Origin of the sequence: Veillonella montpellierensis DSM 17217, assembly GCF_000426745.1 — a bacterium.
GTDB classification, from domain to species: Bacteria; Bacillota; Negativicutes; order Veillonellales; family Veillonellaceae; genus Veillonella; species Veillonella montpellierensis.
This window is the reverse complement of record NZ_AUFY01000007.1, coordinates 27,661-43,346: the sequence shown is the minus strand read 5'-3', so window position 1 is coordinate 43,346 and position 15,686 is coordinate 27,661. Positions and strand designations below refer to the sequence as shown.

Annotated in this window: 15 protein-coding genes and 5 tRNA genes; 1 reads left to right on the top strand and 19 read right to left on the bottom strand. The window is 37.6% G+C overall.

Going from position 1 to position 15,686, the window contains the following annotated elements; genetic code table 11:
* Positions 1–14: 14 nt before the first annotated feature.
* From K357_RS0103375 to K357_RS08695, 4 genes are read right to left on the bottom strand one after another with little or no spacing between them, the layout of a single operon-like run.
* Positions 15–1,262, bottom strand: coding sequence for a BaiN/RdsA family NAD(P)/FAD-dependent oxidoreductase (locus K357_RS0103375; RefSeq protein ID WP_028257455.1), 1,248 nt, complete (start codon positions 1,260–1,262; stop codon positions 15–17).
* Complete coding sequence (locus K357_RS0103370) at positions 1,259–1,990, bottom strand: pseudouridine synthase (RefSeq protein ID WP_028257454.1); 732 nt, start codon at positions 1,988–1,990, stop codon at positions 1,259–1,261. The genes K357_RS0103375 and K357_RS0103370 overlap by 4 nt, the downstream gene beginning before the upstream one ends.
* Before the next feature lie 24 nt (positions 1,991–2,014).
* The gene (gene scpB / locus K357_RS0103365; RefSeq protein ID WP_244869370.1) at positions 2,015–2,563 is read right to left on the bottom strand and encodes an SMC-Scp complex subunit ScpB; all 549 of its coding nucleotides are present in this window, start codon (positions 2,561–2,563) and stop codon (positions 2,015–2,017) included.
* Complete coding sequence (locus K357_RS08695) at positions 2,532–3,290, bottom strand: segregation and condensation protein A (protein ID WP_051212049.1); 759 nt, start codon at positions 3,288–3,290, stop codon at positions 2,532–2,534. Before K357_RS08695 ends, scpB begins: the two co-directional genes overlap by 32 nt.
* 206 nt (positions 3,291–3,496) lie before the next feature.
* On the opposite strand from K357_RS08695, the gene K357_RS0103355 reads away from it, so the two are divergent.
* Positions 3,497–5,314 carry a phosphoethanolamine transferase gene (locus K357_RS0103355; RefSeq protein ID WP_028257452.1) on the top strand — a complete coding sequence of 606 codons (1,818 nt, stop codon included), beginning with the start codon at positions 3,497–3,499 and terminating at the stop codon, positions 5,312–5,314.
* Between the two features lie 226 nt (positions 5,315–5,540).
* Here the strand turns inward: K357_RS0103355 and K357_RS0103350 are convergent, their stop codons facing one another.
* The 15 genes from K357_RS0103350 to K357_RS0103275 form a co-directional block, all read right to left on the bottom strand.
* Positions 5,541–5,996 (bottom strand): GNAT family N-acetyltransferase, encoded by a 456-nt coding sequence (locus K357_RS0103350; RefSeq protein ID WP_028257451.1) that lies wholly within the window; start codon positions 5,994–5,996, stop codon positions 5,541–5,543.
* Positions 5,997–6,157: 161 nt separating this feature from the next.
* On the bottom strand, positions 6,158–6,592 hold the full coding sequence (locus K357_RS0103345) for a 2-thiouracil desulfurase family protein (RefSeq protein ID WP_038113506.1): 435 nt from the start codon (positions 6,590–6,592) through the stop codon (positions 6,158–6,160).
* A gap of 230 nt (positions 6,593–6,822) precedes the next feature.
* Positions 6,823–6,911, bottom strand: a tRNA-Leu gene (locus tag K357_RS0103340).
* 34 nt (positions 6,912–6,945) lie between these two features.
* Positions 6,946–7,020, bottom strand: a tRNA-Cys gene (locus K357_RS0103335).
* Positions 7,021–7,027: 7 nt separating this feature from the next.
* A tRNA-Gly gene (locus K357_RS0103330) sits at positions 7,028–7,102 on the bottom strand.
* A 7-nt stretch (positions 7,103–7,109) separates the two neighbouring features.
* Positions 7,110–7,185 (bottom strand) — tRNA-Phe (locus K357_RS0103325).
* Between the two features lie 4 nt (positions 7,186–7,189).
* Positions 7,190–7,265: transfer RNA gene (locus K357_RS0103320), tRNA-Asp, on the bottom strand.
* 56 nt (positions 7,266–7,321) lie between these two features.
* Positions 7,322–7,939 carry an MBL fold metallo-hydrolase gene (locus K357_RS0103315; protein ID WP_244869369.1) on the bottom strand — a complete coding sequence of 206 codons (618 nt, stop codon included), beginning with the start codon at positions 7,937–7,939 and terminating at the stop codon, positions 7,322–7,324.
* A gap of 94 nt (positions 7,940–8,033) precedes the next feature.
* Positions 8,034–9,530, bottom strand: coding sequence for a TrkH family potassium uptake protein (locus K357_RS0103310; protein ID WP_028257448.1), 1,497 nt, complete (start codon positions 9,528–9,530; stop codon positions 8,034–8,036).
* 17 nt (positions 9,531–9,547) lie between these two features.
* Complete coding sequence (gene trkA / locus K357_RS0103305; protein ID WP_028257447.1) at positions 9,548–10,888, bottom strand: Trk system potassium transporter TrkA; 1,341 nt, start codon at positions 10,886–10,888, stop codon at positions 9,548–9,550.
* A 17-nt stretch (positions 10,889–10,905) separates the two neighbouring features.
* Complete coding sequence (locus tag K357_RS0103300; protein WP_028257446.1) at positions 10,906–11,811, bottom strand: CvfB family protein; 906 nt, start codon at positions 11,809–11,811, stop codon at positions 10,906–10,908.
* Positions 11,812–11,814: 3 nt separating this feature from the next.
* On the bottom strand, positions 11,815–12,177 hold the full coding sequence (gene rsfS / locus K357_RS0103295) for a ribosome silencing factor (protein WP_028257445.1): 363 nt from the start codon (positions 12,175–12,177) through the stop codon (positions 11,815–11,817).
* A gap of 72 nt (positions 12,178–12,249) precedes the next feature.
* A complete protein-coding gene (locus K357_RS0103290; RefSeq protein WP_028257444.1) occupies positions 12,250–13,341 on the bottom strand; it encodes an LCP family protein in 1,092 nt (363 codons plus the stop codon).
* Positions 13,334–13,933, bottom strand: a complete 600-nt coding sequence (yqeK, locus tag K357_RS08690; protein WP_038113505.1) for a bis(5'-nucleosyl)-tetraphosphatase (symmetrical) YqeK — start codon at positions 13,931–13,933, stop codon at positions 13,334–13,336. Before yqeK ends, K357_RS0103290 begins: the two co-directional genes overlap by 8 nt.
* Before the next feature lie 487 nt (positions 13,934–14,420).
* A complete protein-coding gene (locus K357_RS0103275) occupies positions 14,421–15,677 on the bottom strand; it encodes a glutamate-5-semialdehyde dehydrogenase (RefSeq protein ID WP_028257443.1) in 1,257 nt (418 codons plus the stop codon).
* Between the last annotated feature and the right edge of the window lie 9 nt (positions 15,678–15,686).

Below are 15,686 nucleotides of genomic sequence, written 5' to 3'. Positions count from 1 at the left end.
AACATAGTTAGTTCTCACATTGCATCCCCATGCGTAATATGCATAGCTGCTACATAGGCGGTAGAAAAAGCGGCTTGTAAATTATAACCGCCTGTGAAAGCATCAATATCGAGTACTTCACCAGCACCATACAATCCTGTGACCAACTTAGACTCCATCGTCTTAGGATTAAACTCTTTTAAGGATAATCCACCAGCCGTTACAATAGCCTCCTCAATGGGACGCATCTTTTTAAAAGTAATTCGCATATGCTGTAACACACGAACTAAGGTCAACCGCTCTTCTTTTGTGATTTGATTAATGAACTTACGTTCATCTAGTCCTGCTAACGATATGACAATAGGGATTAAATGACTTGGCAATATATCTTTCATACCATTTACCAATTGTTTCTTTGAATATAGGGAAAAATCTTTTTGTAATCGTTTATCCAATACATCTGCTGAAAGAGCTGGTTTTAAATTAATCTCCAAATAGATGGGCTGTATGTGTTTTTTATCTAATTTACCAATTGTATGGCTCAATGACAATATAATAGGACCCGTAACGCCAAAATGAGTAAACATCATTTCTCCAAATTGTTTGGCTTGTACTTTACCTTTTCCTATGACAGATACTTCCACATTGCGAAGACTAAGTCCCATAACAGTGCGAACCCATGATTCTTCTATCTCAATGGGTACTAATGATGGTCGTAGCGGTGTTACGCTATGCCCTACAGCATTAGCCATAGCATATCCATCTCCCGTAGAACCTGTTAGCGGATAGGATTTTCCACCCGTCGCTATAATCGCCGCATCACAGTAATATGTGTCACGATCTGTTATAACGCCTACTACCCTATTATTTTCTACTTTAATAGACGTAGCCCGTTCTCCCAAATGCACATGAGCACCATATTGTCGCAACACTTTCATAAACATATTGCGCACTTCAATAGCAGAATCGCTAACGGGAAACACGCGGCCACCCCGTTCAACTTTCGTTACTAAGCTCCAACTATGCAATAAATCCAATAAATCTTGATTTGTAAATCGCTCATAAGCACCATATAAAAATTTACCATTACCTGGCGTATGTTTTATAAATTCACTCATAGGAGCGGCATTCGTAATATTGCAACGGCCTTTTCCTGTGATTCCCATTTTCATGCCCACTTTATTCATTTTTTCTATCACATGAACAAGTGCACCTTCACGGGCAGCAATAGCCGCCGCCATTAAACCTGCAGCGCCACCACCAATTACAACGACACGTTTCATAGGTCTAACACCGTTCCATTCTGTTTTAATAAGCGCACTTCCGTGTCTGTCAATTCTCTAAAAGATCCACGTTTCACGCCAGATAAAGTCAAGCCTGCATACATGGTCCTTTTTAAATTATGTATCTTATAGCCAAAATGCTCAAACATACGACGAACTTGTCGATTACGTCCCTCATGAATGGTAATCAAAATTTCTGTTATATTCCGCCGTGCATCATAGCCCATATCTGTCACAACCGCCGGCGATGTCATGCCTTCTTCTAAAGGAATACCTTGACTCAACATCAATATATGCTCATCTGTCATAGGCCCTTTCACTTTAACTTCATATGTTTTTTCTACTCCTTTCGACGGATGTGTTAACTCTTGCGCTAACTGTCCATCATTAGTAAGAAGTAATAATCCCTCTGTATTATAATCCAGTCGTCCGATTGGATAAATCCGAAAACGACATCCTTTCATATAATCCATAACAGTCGTGCGCCCTTCTGGGTCACCAACAGAAGTAATAACCCCTTTCGGTTTATTAAATAAATAATATACAAATGGTTCTGTAGCTAATAATTTACCATCTACTTTCACACGATCACGGGCAGGATTAATTTTCACACCCAATTCAGTTATATACTTACCATTAACTTGAACGTGGCCTTCTTTAATCAATTCTTCCGCTTTCCGTCTAGAAGCGATGCCACAACTAGCAATAAATTTTTGTAATCGTTCCATGTCGATCCATAATCCTTTCAAATTCTATGTATCCTTTGTATGTTTAGTTACAATCTCAGCCATTTCTTCCTGTAAATCATCTAATGAAGAAATTCCCACACTGCGCAGGAATTCATCTGTAGTGCCATATAATATAGGTCGCCCTATTGTATCTTTGTGTCCCAACTCTGCTATAAGTTGTCGTGATACTAATTGTTTAATCACTTTTTCACTATTTACTCCGCGAATTTCTTCAATATCTGCTTTTGTAACAGGTTGCTTAAATGCTACAATCGCTAACGTTTCAACAGCTGCTGATGATAAGGTATCTTCTTTCTTTCTAATTTTATTAATGTATTTGTGACATGCACTGGCACTAATTAGTTCCACACCTGCTCCAGATATTCTAATTCTAAGCCCTCGATCAGCCGCTATTAGCTCCTCAGATAGCACTTGCACTTTCTCTTTTATATCATCTAAAGAACAAGAAAATATATCTGCTAACATGTCTAATGATATAGGCTTAGCTGCCGAAAACAATACGCCTTCTATATAAGCACTTTTAATTTCTTCGTCTTTCATCATGGTGCTCATTATCTAACTCCTTATCATCTACTGCTCGAATGAATATACTATCTTGGTCTTTCTCATCACTATACAATGTTATATGGTGCTGCCTAAGTAACTCTAATATGGCTAAAAATATAGTAACCATTTCACTACGTGAGTTGGCCTCTTGTAAAAGTATAGAAAATAGTATCTCTTCTTCTTGTTGAACTCGCATCCTAACTAATTGCATCATTTCATCAAGGCTCAGCGCTTCTTTTTCTACGTGCACTTTGGGAGAGGCCTCTACCACTTCTGGTTTTCTTGTATACGCTGCCGTAAACAATTCGTATAAATGTGCTAGTTCTAATCGATACACTTTATCTTTGCCAATAACACTTACTTCTTCAGGACGCGTAAAAGAATAGCCATATCTGTCACTTTTATCGATTAAGAAAGCCGTTAATTCCTTAATATGCTTAAATTCAACTAATCGTGATACTAATTCATCTCGAGGGTCCTCTTCTTCACAAGTAGTGACTAGTTTAGGTAATAGCATGCGCGATTTAATTTGTAATAAAGTGGACGCCATAACAAGAAATTCACTACTATAGTCAATGTCAAAGTGATTCCAATTATCTAAGTACGATATATACTGAGATGTAATTTCTACGATAGGAATATCACAAATTTCAATTTTATGTTTTTCAATAAGGTGTAACAATAATTCTAACGGGCCTTCAAAAACATCTAATTTATAACTATAATCACTCATACGCTCCTACGCCAACTCATATATCACATATATTCTATACATTCTATCTAATTATAAAGTAATTTACTAGAAAACTCTAGTAGTATAAATAATGCTCCCCATATTGTTTTTTTTTATTTCATCTGCTATCTTTAAATATAGTGAAAATATATATCAAATCTCTACACAATATTTCTGTTTTAGTTATGAAAGAAAGGCGTCCTATTATGTCGAACATATTAAGGCAACTGCGTCATAACCCATTATTCGGGTATGGAGTTATCGGTATTATTATTTACTGTATATTAACAATCATTTATACTCCTATCACACTAGGGTTAGACGTAGAAGATATTACTATTCTAGCCGTACCAACTATTGTAGGCTTGTTTTTATTTCAATATTTTCTTGGTCACACACTATTACATCGTTCCTTTATAGGTCATGGAATTGTGGCTATTCTTTGGGGTGTTACGTTTCCTGTTCTCTTTCATTGGTCCTATATTAAGCCCTTGTATTTTTATGAATTTGCCAATGATTTTCTCTTTGGCTTAGTTCTCTTTATTGGTATGTTTTTATTACAATATATTTTCACTATTCCTCAACGCTATCCGCGTATCATTGCTGCTATATTTGCAATTATCAGTCTTATATTATCAGAAATTCCTTTACTTCAAATTGGCTATTACGTGTCTACTTGGCATTGCTTAACACCTGCCAGTTTAATGGCTCTATATATGACCAACCCTGAAGAAGCCTGGGGATTCTTAAAAAATACAGCAGGTATATTAGGTTTAGTCGGCATTGGTATATTTCAAATCGTCTACCTTCTATTCTTATACTGGTGTCATAAACAAGTGATACACATTGTCGATTTACATACCACACGGCCTATCCGTACTGCGATAGCAACTATTCTCAGTGTACTATTTATTATTTGTGCACCTATCTTCTTGTTCCCTAAGACATGCATTATTTCTAATTGGGGTCAAGTAATCGATTATGTAAAACAAATGCAACAATATAACACGAACCATCATCAGATTTTTGATTCATTCCAATTAAGCACTAAAACCACTGCTGCACAAACAGTGCCTGGCACAGTCATTCTAGTCATCGGCGAATCTGGTTCTCGTGATTATATGAAAGTCTATAATCCAAACTTCCCTTACGAAGATACACCTTGGCAAAGTGAAATGAGTCATAATCCTAATTTTACATTTTTTGACAAAGCTTACTCATCATATCCTCAAACAGTACCAAGTTTAGAAAGAGCATTAACTGAACGCAACCAATACGATGATAAACCATTCTTAGAATCTGTTAGCATTTTAGATGTGGCTAAAAAAGCTGGTTACACTACAACCTGGTTTAGTAACCAAGGTGTATACGGCGAATATGATACAGCTATTTCATTAATTGCTAAAACATCGGATACTGCAAAATGGGCTCATGAATCCTATGCTTTTTCTGATCGCTATGATGGTTATTTATTACCTTTATTAAAGGAAGTAGATCCTACTAAAAACAACTTTATTGTAATTCATATTATGGGCAGTCACATTTACTATAATGATCGCTATCCATCAGAATTTAGCAAATGGAAAAAAGGGCCTGTCCCAGAAGGCTTAGAAGCCTATGCTAATAGCCAACTATATACAGACTGGTTATTACAAAGCATCTATACTTATGCACAAAACAATTTGAACCTACAAGCGATGATTTATTTTTCGGATCATGGTGAAAGTGTAGATAAATCCCATAATCCAGATAATTTCGACTTTACAATGGTACGGATTCCATTCTGGATGTATTTATCACCGGCTTATCGAGCAAACTATCCGAATACAATCGCTGCATTGAATGCACATCAACATGAATACTTCACAAATGATTTGCTCTATGATGCATTAGTAGGTATATTACATGCTCCAAGTGATCATTATGATAAAACACGAGATTTTTCAGATCCATCGTATCGATTTAATCTATATAATCTAACTACCTTATTAGGAACACAACCATTAACCAATGATCCTAATTAACTAACAATTCCATTACATGTAAATCACTAAAAAGATAAAATGCCGATAGAGCTAGGTATTTCCTAGCTCTATCGGCAATCAAAACAACACGTTTTGTCCTATAACCCACATTCAGCGAATCGTGCAATAAAAAGCATATACCCTATTATGCATAGGAAACCCTATGTACAAGGTATACGCTTTTATAGTATATGCGGTTAATAAGTAGATAGTAACTAATACGCTATTATACCAATGGTAAGCGAAGGTGTACAACAGTTGTCACTTTTTGAGGGCTTAATTTATCTACATTTTTCTTAAAACCTAATGCATTATACAGTTCTACCGCACTTTCCATACTAGGCAAGCTATCCAGTAACAATTCTTTGTAGCCTAACTCTTTAGCTTCTTCTACGACAATTTTAGCCAAACTCATGCCTAACCCTGTTCTTCTAAACTCTGGTCGTACAAACAAACGTTTCATTTCAGCATGTGCTGCATCAATTTTTCGAATTGCTACGCAACCAGCAGGCTTTCCATCCATATAAGCGATATAGAGTCGTTCTCTTTCAGATTTATACTTATCGCCTAAATCATTGAATTCTTTACTATCACACCCTACGCCTAGGGATCGAACATATTCTGTAAACAATTGCTTAGTTTCTTCTAAATGTTCATGACCATCTCGTAATTCAAAATTCATACATATGCCTCCTATCACACCATTCCCCATATGTACAATTATATATGGAGCCATATTAATAATAGAATCTATTACTAAATTCATCATACCATATAATTAAATAAATCTATAATATAATATTTCTCCATTCCTACTATAAACTCCTGCTTTACAAAGAATATTTATAATAGTTTTTCAATTTCTTTTTCTGTAAATACATGAATTCCTTCATCTTTTAGTGCTTCTGTTAATATGCCATCACCAGCGATTAAAGTATGTGTGAAAGTACCATCATAAATAAAACCGCATCCACAACTTGGACTATTCGCTTTCAAAAGTGCTACTTTGCAGCCATATTGTTTAGCTAATTGTACCGACTGACAAACGCCTTTTTGAAATTCTCTAGTGACTACTACGCCCTTACGAGTAATAACATCTCTACCCCTTCTCTCAGCTGGCGTTCTAGGTGTAGGCAATCCGCCCATCACTTCAGGACAACAAGGTATCAATGTATATCGCTGTTGCAATAACTCTATATGGGAAATCCGATTATCCTTTCCATCATAACGGCAAGCAATACCATATAGACACGCGCTAATAAGTAAGGGTTCTTTCATAATGATGCCTTTCTAATCTATTAACTACACTGATACTCTACAATTACAATAGATTAGCAGTTAGCCCTATAATCGCTTTTTGTATATAATGCACATTGAGCTACTTTACTATTCTAGTATACAACTAATCAGTGCTGTCCTCATAGGAACGATTAATTATTTTACATGTTAAAAGAATTCTACCATTTAATAATGATAAAAAAATAGACTAACTTTTGTTAGTCTATACATGGTGCCGAGGACCGGAATCGAACCGGTACGATTGTCTCCAATCGACGGATTTTAAGTCCGTTGCGTCTGCCTGTTCCGCCACCCCGGCATGGGTATTGAGCGGTATAGTTTTTATTTGAATGTGGAGGCGGCACCCAGAATCGAACTGGGGAATAAAGGTTTTGCAGACCTCTGCCTTACCGCTTGGCTATGCCGCCACATTATTGGAGCGGGAAACGAGATTCGAACTCGCGACCCCCGCCTTGGCAAGGCGGTGCTCTACCACTGAGCTATTCCCGCATATACATGGTGCCTCAGGACAGAATCGAACTGTCGACACACGGATTTTCAGTCCGTTGCTCTACCGACTGAGCTACCGAGGCAACTTGGCGACCCCGATCAGATTTGAACTGACGATCTTCGCCGTGACAGGGCGACATGTTAACCGCTACACCACGGGGCCACTTACTTATTACCGCCTAGCTGTCAGCTAAGTGGTACTCTGTAAGTATATATGGTTTAAGGTGTTTTGTCAACAAAATTTTTAATGTTTTTTTTCTCCTCTCCTAGCACACTATTTTCTGAATGGCCTGGTAAAATACAAAGTCTATCATCCCAATCCAGCACACGTTGTAGTGTACTTTTCAGTTCTTTTTGATTTCCATTGTAATTATCAAAATTACCTATCTGATTACGAAATATAGTATCCCCTGTAAATAAGTACCCTTCGATTTCAATCATCACAGATCCTGCACTATGTCCAGGTGTTTCATGTATGAAAAAATGAAACGGTCCTATGACTAACTCTCCCTTATCAAGCTCCTTACAAGCCGTAGTAATCAATTTTTTATACGCTGATGGGCGCCGTCTAATCACGTGCAACAATTCATGATCGCGCTTATGCAAATAGGCTGGAATCTGATAATACTCACATATATCATCTAATGCGGCTATATGATCACAATGGCCATGTGTTAATAACACTGCTAGTGGTGTCGTATCGCCTACCATTGCTTTAATCTGTTCCCCATGAAAGCCAGGATCAATAATAATCGATACAGATCCTTTTTTGAGTACATAACAATTCGCTTTATATAGTCCTAATGGACGTTTCACAATAGAAATGATAGAAATCACCTCTCATCAATATTTCCACCCACAAACCAATCACATGCTTTCCCCTAATGAAAGTCATCGGTGATGGCAAACAATCATCATTGAAGATAGCCCATTAATGACGTCGTTTCCAAACCACTTTATACCGTTGTGTCCGCGTTTTCGTAAAATATCCTTCCCAAAATGTAGGGTGAAACATAACAAAAAATGTAAATAATTCTAAACGCCCTAGGAGCATATCAACAATGCCTATGCATTTAGCGACACCTGACAAACTTTCAAAGGAATCGGTAGGCCCAAACTCGCCAAAGGCAAGACCCACATTACCTAATAGTCCGGCTACGCATTGAATAGACTCACCTACAGAAATCCCCGTAGCCGTCATGCCTAATATCGATAATGCAAATACCCATAAATAAAGAAAAAAGAATTGATGGGTCATAGCCAACCACTTTTCGGGCATGGGTTTACCATTCACACGAATCGTTTGGACCATATCCGGATGGATTGCTTTTCGCAAATACAGAATGCCACTTTTAAAGAGGAGTATAATGCGAATAATTTTCATGCCCCCCGTTGTGGAACCACTACAACCGCCAAAAAATGTAGACAACAATAACATAGTTTGCGCTAACGGTGGCCACTTATCATAATCAACTACGGCAAAACCAGATCCCGTTTGCATCGATATGAGTGTAAAAACCGAGTCATTCACGGCGCGGAATAAAGTACTATTCGTTTGAAAATATACTGATATAAATATAACGGAAATGCTCAACGATAAAATAAGAAGATACATTTTATACTCAAAGTCATTCCAAACCGCCTTAATTCCTTTTTTCAAAACACTATAGTAAACGGTAAAATTACCTCCAGCTAACACCATAAATATGATGAAAATATAGCGAACTAGATAATTATCGGTATATAAAAATGCACCATTTTGATTGGGGGCAAATCCCCCTGTTGATACTAATGACATGGCTAAATTAACCGCATCAAATGCACTCAAACCTGCTAACATCAGTAATATGGCACAAATAACTGAGAAAAATACGTAAATGCTCCATAATTTACCAGCCATCGACTGAATGCGCGGCAACACCACACCAGGTCGTGGCACAGACGCTTCTGCATTAAATAGATGTGCCGAGTCGGCTCCTAAATTTTTCAAAAATGCTAATACGAGGACAATAATCCCCATGCCCCCCATCCAATGGAGAAGACTTCGCCACAACACAAATGTTTTTGGTAGGTCGTCAACATTACTAATAATACTGGCGCCTGTAGCTGTAATGCCCGATACAGATTCAAATAGTGCATTCACTCCTGTATCGATAATGCCACTGAGCAGAAATGGAAGTGCACCCAGCAACGAAGTTATGACCCATGTGGCTCCTACCACTAAAAACCCATCTCGCAAACTAAACGCTTTCGATGATATGCCATAATAATATAAACAACCACCGATACAACCAGCCAAAACAGCAGTTATTAAAAATGATAGATACGGTACTTCAAATATGATACTATACCCAAAAGGAACCAGGAGTAATGCGGAAAATATCAATATTAAGTAACCTAACAATTTCATAACAATTTGAATACGCATAATGATTCTCACTTAATTTATTGCAAATATTTCAATAATTTATTGACGAATTCTGGTAATGTAAAAATAATAATATGATCCCCTTCAAAGACAACAGTAGCCCCTGTAGGAACAATCGTTTTATTGTCACGCACAATAGCTCCTACCAAGCCTTTCCCTGGCAATTTCACATCTTTTAATGCTTTTCCTACAACGGGAGAAGTAGGACTAATTTTAATTTCCACTGCCTCTGCTTTAGCACCTTCAAACGTAGATATACTAATCAATCCTTCTCCTTTACGAACAAATCGAAGAATTTCTCCAGATGTTAATAACCGTGGCGAGAACACAACATCAATTCCTACTTGCTCCATAAGGGTAATATATTCAGGTCGTCCTACACGAACTAGTGTTTTAGGAATTCCTAAATGCTTTCCTAATAAGGCCACTAATAAATTTAATTTATCATCATTGGTTAAACAAATCATGACATCGCAGTCTGAAATTTCTTCTGCTACGAGCAAGTCCGCATCAGTGCCATCGCCACAAATGACCATAGCATCCGTCACTTCCATCGCTAACTGTTCACATCGAGCCATATCTTTTTCAATGACTTTAACTTTATAGCCCGCTTTCTCTAACAGTTTTGTTAAATTTCTCCCTATCAAGCTAGCGCCTACAATACATACACGATTGACTAAGGTGCGCGACTCTACAAATAAGGTGCTTTCTAATTCTTCAATGCCTTCTGTGGAACCTAAGAAAAAGACACTATCATTAGGATATAGGCAACTTTCACCATGAGGAATAATCATCTCTCCTCCACGCAAGATACCTACCACCAGTACACTCCCAGGAAATTGAATATTTTTTAATGGTTCACCTAAAATAGGCAAGTCATCGCGTACTTTAAATTCCATAAGACGTACAGCACCTTTAGCAAAATCTTCTACGCCCAAAGCAGCTGGTGTTTCCAATATTTGAAATAATTCTTGGGCCGTTACCATCTCAGGATTAATAAATAAATCAACGCCTAGTTGTTCATGAATCAATTCATTTTCTTTAGTTAAATAGTCATTATCACGTATACGTGCAATCGTTTTTGGAATGCCACCAATCTTAGCAATGGCACAGGCTAGCATATTAACTTCATCCGAATCAGTCACAGCAATCAGCATGCCTACATCATCCATCCCGATTTCTTGTAATAGTGATAAACTAGCTCCATTTCCTTGGACAATATTTACATCCAACGTAGTTTTTAATGTGTAAATCCGTTCTTTTGATTTTTCAATAATATAGACATCATGTTCATCTTGTATTAGTCTTTGTGCCAATGAATAGCCAACTTTACCAGCACCAACTACAATAATTTTCATCTACATATCCTCTAATCTCAATTAGTATCTCTATGCGTCATAGTTTCTTTTAAAAAGTTAGATCCTATTTCTGTTAAGAATGTCCATCCATCCTTTTGAACCACTTTCTGTTCTTTCATAAGATGACCTAAGGCACGTTTAAAAGCCGCTTTGCTAATATGAAACGTATCATTAATAATATCGGCTGCCGATTTGTCACTATAGGGCATCTTACCATTACGTATATATAAATAATGCATAATGGTATCTCCATCAGTTACTAAGGCTTTTTCTTTAACTGGTCTCATCGATACATTCACACGGCCATCGTGGCGCTTAAATGTAATGCGTGCAGAAATCATTTCTCCCACTTTAATAGAACCTATCATTTCAGAACGATGTAAAAAAGCAATCCATCGTTCTGGAGTGATAACAAAAGCCCCATCACTGGTTATATTATACACAGCTCCTTGTACAGTTTGACCAATTTCTGCTTCTGTAGCTGGTTTAGAGGCCCGTCGCATCGCATCGTCTACATCCATGGATACGGCTAATCGTCCTGATTTATCTTCATACAGACGTACCCAAACTTTTTCCCCAATTTGTGGCCTACCACGCATTTCTGCATGGGGCATAAAAATTCCCCGTTCTGTCCCCACTTCTACAAAGGCGCCAAAATTAGTCGTATTAATCACATGAGTGTAACCGATTTGTCCTATTTTCATAGCAGGCAATCTCATACTCGCTGTAAGGCGTCCCTTAGGATCCTTATATAAGAATACTTCTACCATATCACCAATAGATACGGGGTGCACTTGTTGATCCTTATGCAATAAAATGTCGTCATTAGTATTGCCCGTCTTTCCATCAAGAAAGGCACCTTGTTCACTAGTACGCAATACTTGTAAGGTGGCAATCGTATTTTCTAATAAAGCACTCGCCATAGATTAAACCCCCTCAAATTCTACTTCTATAGCATCACTCCAAAGTTGTTCTAACCCATAAAATCTACGCGATTCATCATTTCCAAAAACATGACAAATAATATCGCCAAAATCCAGTAAGATCCACTCTCCTTCACGGTATCCTTCACGATGCAGAACCGTAAGGCCTTCTAATGCAGCCTTATCTTCTATTTCATCAGCAATGCTTTGTGATTGTTTACTATTACTCGCTGTGGCAATTAAAAAATAATCACTCATAAAGGAAACTGTCTCCATATCGAGTATTTTTATATCAGTCCCTTTTTTATCAAATGCTGCTTGTGCTAAATTTAATACACTGTCTTGAATATCTAATTTATTTTTCATTATTATATCGTATAGGTACGTACGCTCGTCACTATACGTCTCCTTTCTATGTGTTATCAACAATTATTACTACTATATGCCTTGTTCCTTAGTCAGATCCGTATCCACATCATCTACTTTTTTATTTTTAGAAGAATGAACCACTTCCATTTCATCAGTATTTTCATCTGGAGATACAGTGCCCATCGTAATGCCAATCAACCGTTGTGCATCAGTAGGATTAATAGTCCATACTTCCTGTGCTGATGGCAATACTTCTTTAGTACCTGCCAAAATATAGTAGTGAATATTATCTTGAGGCAATGTACGCAAAGAAAATGCTAAGCGCATCATATCAAATGTGCTAATATTACTTTCATAATGATCCCATATACGCCATATATGCCATAGTTTAGTAATCGTATAGGATGCATCATAGGAATTTAATATGGCTTTCATAAATCGTTCTTGTCGTTGCATACGACCTAACATATCATTGCCATCATCGGCATAGCGCATATAGCCATAGGCACTATCCGCTGACAAAGCCTGATACCCTTTAGCAATTTGAATATCTTGTATGCCACTAGTAGCATCTGTATGGTACATATCCGTTTCCACGAAGAAATCTGGTGTTCCTAACACTTGTAAAGATTGTTTAAAAGAATCTTCATCTACAATCATATAGTATGGAATGGTAATATGAAAAATGTCTTCTACAACAGCCTTTGTAAGATCTATGCCTCCGGTACTATAAATAGTATTAATTGTTTCTGCCGTTTTCTTATCGCGACTTTCAATTTTACTATTTGATGGAATCCCTATAACATCTACATTGTTCTGTTCTTTATTGACAGATACTAAAAATAAAGCATCACCTTGAGTTGGATGTTCATTGTCACGCCCCACAACTAATATATACATAGGCTTATCTAAGGCTTGTTGTTTTAATGGTGTAGTACTCATCAAGGTCTGTGTCTCTGTAGTAGAGGCCGTCTCATTTTTATCAGTAAATAGAGATACCACATGGTTAACACCTGCTATCGTAACACCACAAATAATCAACAAGGCCAATATAATTCCAAATAACCGTTTCCAACGAAACGATGTGGAGCGTCGCTGTCTACGTCGCCGTTTTCGTCGTCGTTGTTGGTCCTTTTCTATTTCTTGTTCTTCCTTATTCATAGAATGCACCCTCACTCACATGACAATGATGAAGTCTGAAAATAATATCATTGCGACCTAATATAGTGGTGCTATAAATTTCTTTTTTTTGTTGTATTAAAAAAGAAATCGTATTATCATAGCCTCCTAATACAGCTTGATCTAGATCAGTGTTAGCTAATTCTCGCAATCTATCTACCCCGTCAAAATCACGATTCACTTCGATATAATCTGCTACAAATATAATTTTATCTAAGGTTGACATACCTATTTTTCCTGTGGTGTGCACGCGAATAGCTTCGAGTATTTCTGTGTCTGTCACATGATAAACATAATTCGCCACAATAGCGCCTACAACACCATGTAGTAAGGCCCCATCTTTCATCATTTGTGAATCGACCACTTCATTCGCCACTTGTAACCATCTATGCATCTCTGCTAATGAAAGTTCTTTAGCACAATCATGTAACAAGCCTGCCAATCTAGCTTGTGTAGGATCCGCACCATAGCGCTTAGCTAGTGTTTCAGCCATATCAGTCACACCTATACTATGGGTAAAGCGTTTCGGTGTGAGTTTTCTCGATAAATCTTGATAAATTTCTTCAAATGTCACTGTCCTAGAACCTTTCTGTTTTCATAGGTAGATGATGTATCACACTAATCTAGATATATCATACACCTATAATAAGTAATATCACTCATACTATTAGATACGCTAAGTCTTCTATACAACAGTCTACGCATACAACCATTGTATTCACACTTATAATTGATACTCCACTGTATACACAAACTTGTCTAATCTTCATAGGCCACTAATACGTACTATATTCATACTACGTAATGCCCTATATCTCATATCTAGCAATGTATACATGCTCCATACTAGAATACATATGGTCAACAAGACTATGTGCCTATAGGTTTTACTAAGTTATATGGTACTGTACCTATTTCTATATATACAAGTACAGCATAGATAAGAATACTAATAATTAGCACCATTAAGATTGCTTGTCCATACGATATCCACTCATAACGACCTTTATCTGTTTGTATGTATTTATAATATGCTTCTACCATAGCTATGAATCGCTGTATCACCGTATTTGCCCCTTGCCATGTACATAATATTTATAGGATGTTAAGGCCTGTAATCCCATAGGTCCACGGCTATGCAGCTTCTGCGTACTAATACCAATTTCTGCACCAAAGCCAAACTCAAATCCATCAGTAAAACGTGTAGACGCATTCACATATACCACTGCCGCATCAACAGAGTTCATAAATACTGTCGCTCCTGTTTCATCTTCTGTAATAATGCATTCTGAATGATGTGTGCCATATGTGTTAATGTGTTCGATGGCCTGTGCAAGTGAGTCGACCACTTTGATATTAATCATCAAATCATTATATTCCGTAGACCACGCTATATCACTCGCCAAATTACTTTTATCATAGTAACTGCATACAGTAGTATCACCATAAATAATGACGCCCTGTTCTCCTAAGGCCTCGCAAATAGGTAACAAGCAATCTTCCACTCTATCACGGTGTATCAACAAGGTTTCTACCGCATTACACACCGATGGACGCTGCACTTTTGCATTGATAATAATCGGCAATACTTTCTTATAATCCGCCTGTTCATCTACATAAATATGACATACTCCACTTCCCGTTTCAATGACAGGCACGGTACTTGAGGCCACCACACGTTGAATCAAGCCAGCACCCCCACGAGGTATAGCCACATCAATATACTCTCGTTGTTTTAATAGTATAGGCACCACAGCTCTATCTGTTATAGGTACTAATTGAACCGCTTTTTTGGGAAGTCCTACGTCCACTAATGTTTTTTGAATAAATGCGACAATGGCCTTATTTGTTTCCATCGCTTCTTTTCCACCACGAAGGATAGCTGCATTTCCACTTTTCAAGCATAATACGGCCGCATCTACCGTCACATTGGGTCTTGCTTCATAAATCATAGCCACTACCCCTAATGGTACAGCTTTCTTTTCAATCATTAGTCCATTCGGACGATGAATAGTTTCTAATATACCACCGATAGGCTCCTCCAAGTCAGCTACTTGACGTACGCCTTCCACCATCTCTGAAATTCGTTTTTCATCGACCCGCAGGCGATCGAGCATCGTCGTACTTATGCCAGCTAACTTAGCACGCTTCATATCAAGCTCATTCGCCTTAACTATATCACCACTATATCGTTTCAATGTGTCGGCTATCGCCAAGACAATGCCATTCCTATCCTCGGTAGACAAGAGTTGCAGTGTGGCGGCGGCTTGTTTTGCTGCTTGTCCCATAGAAGTACAAATAGCAGTATATTCTTTCATTACATCTAT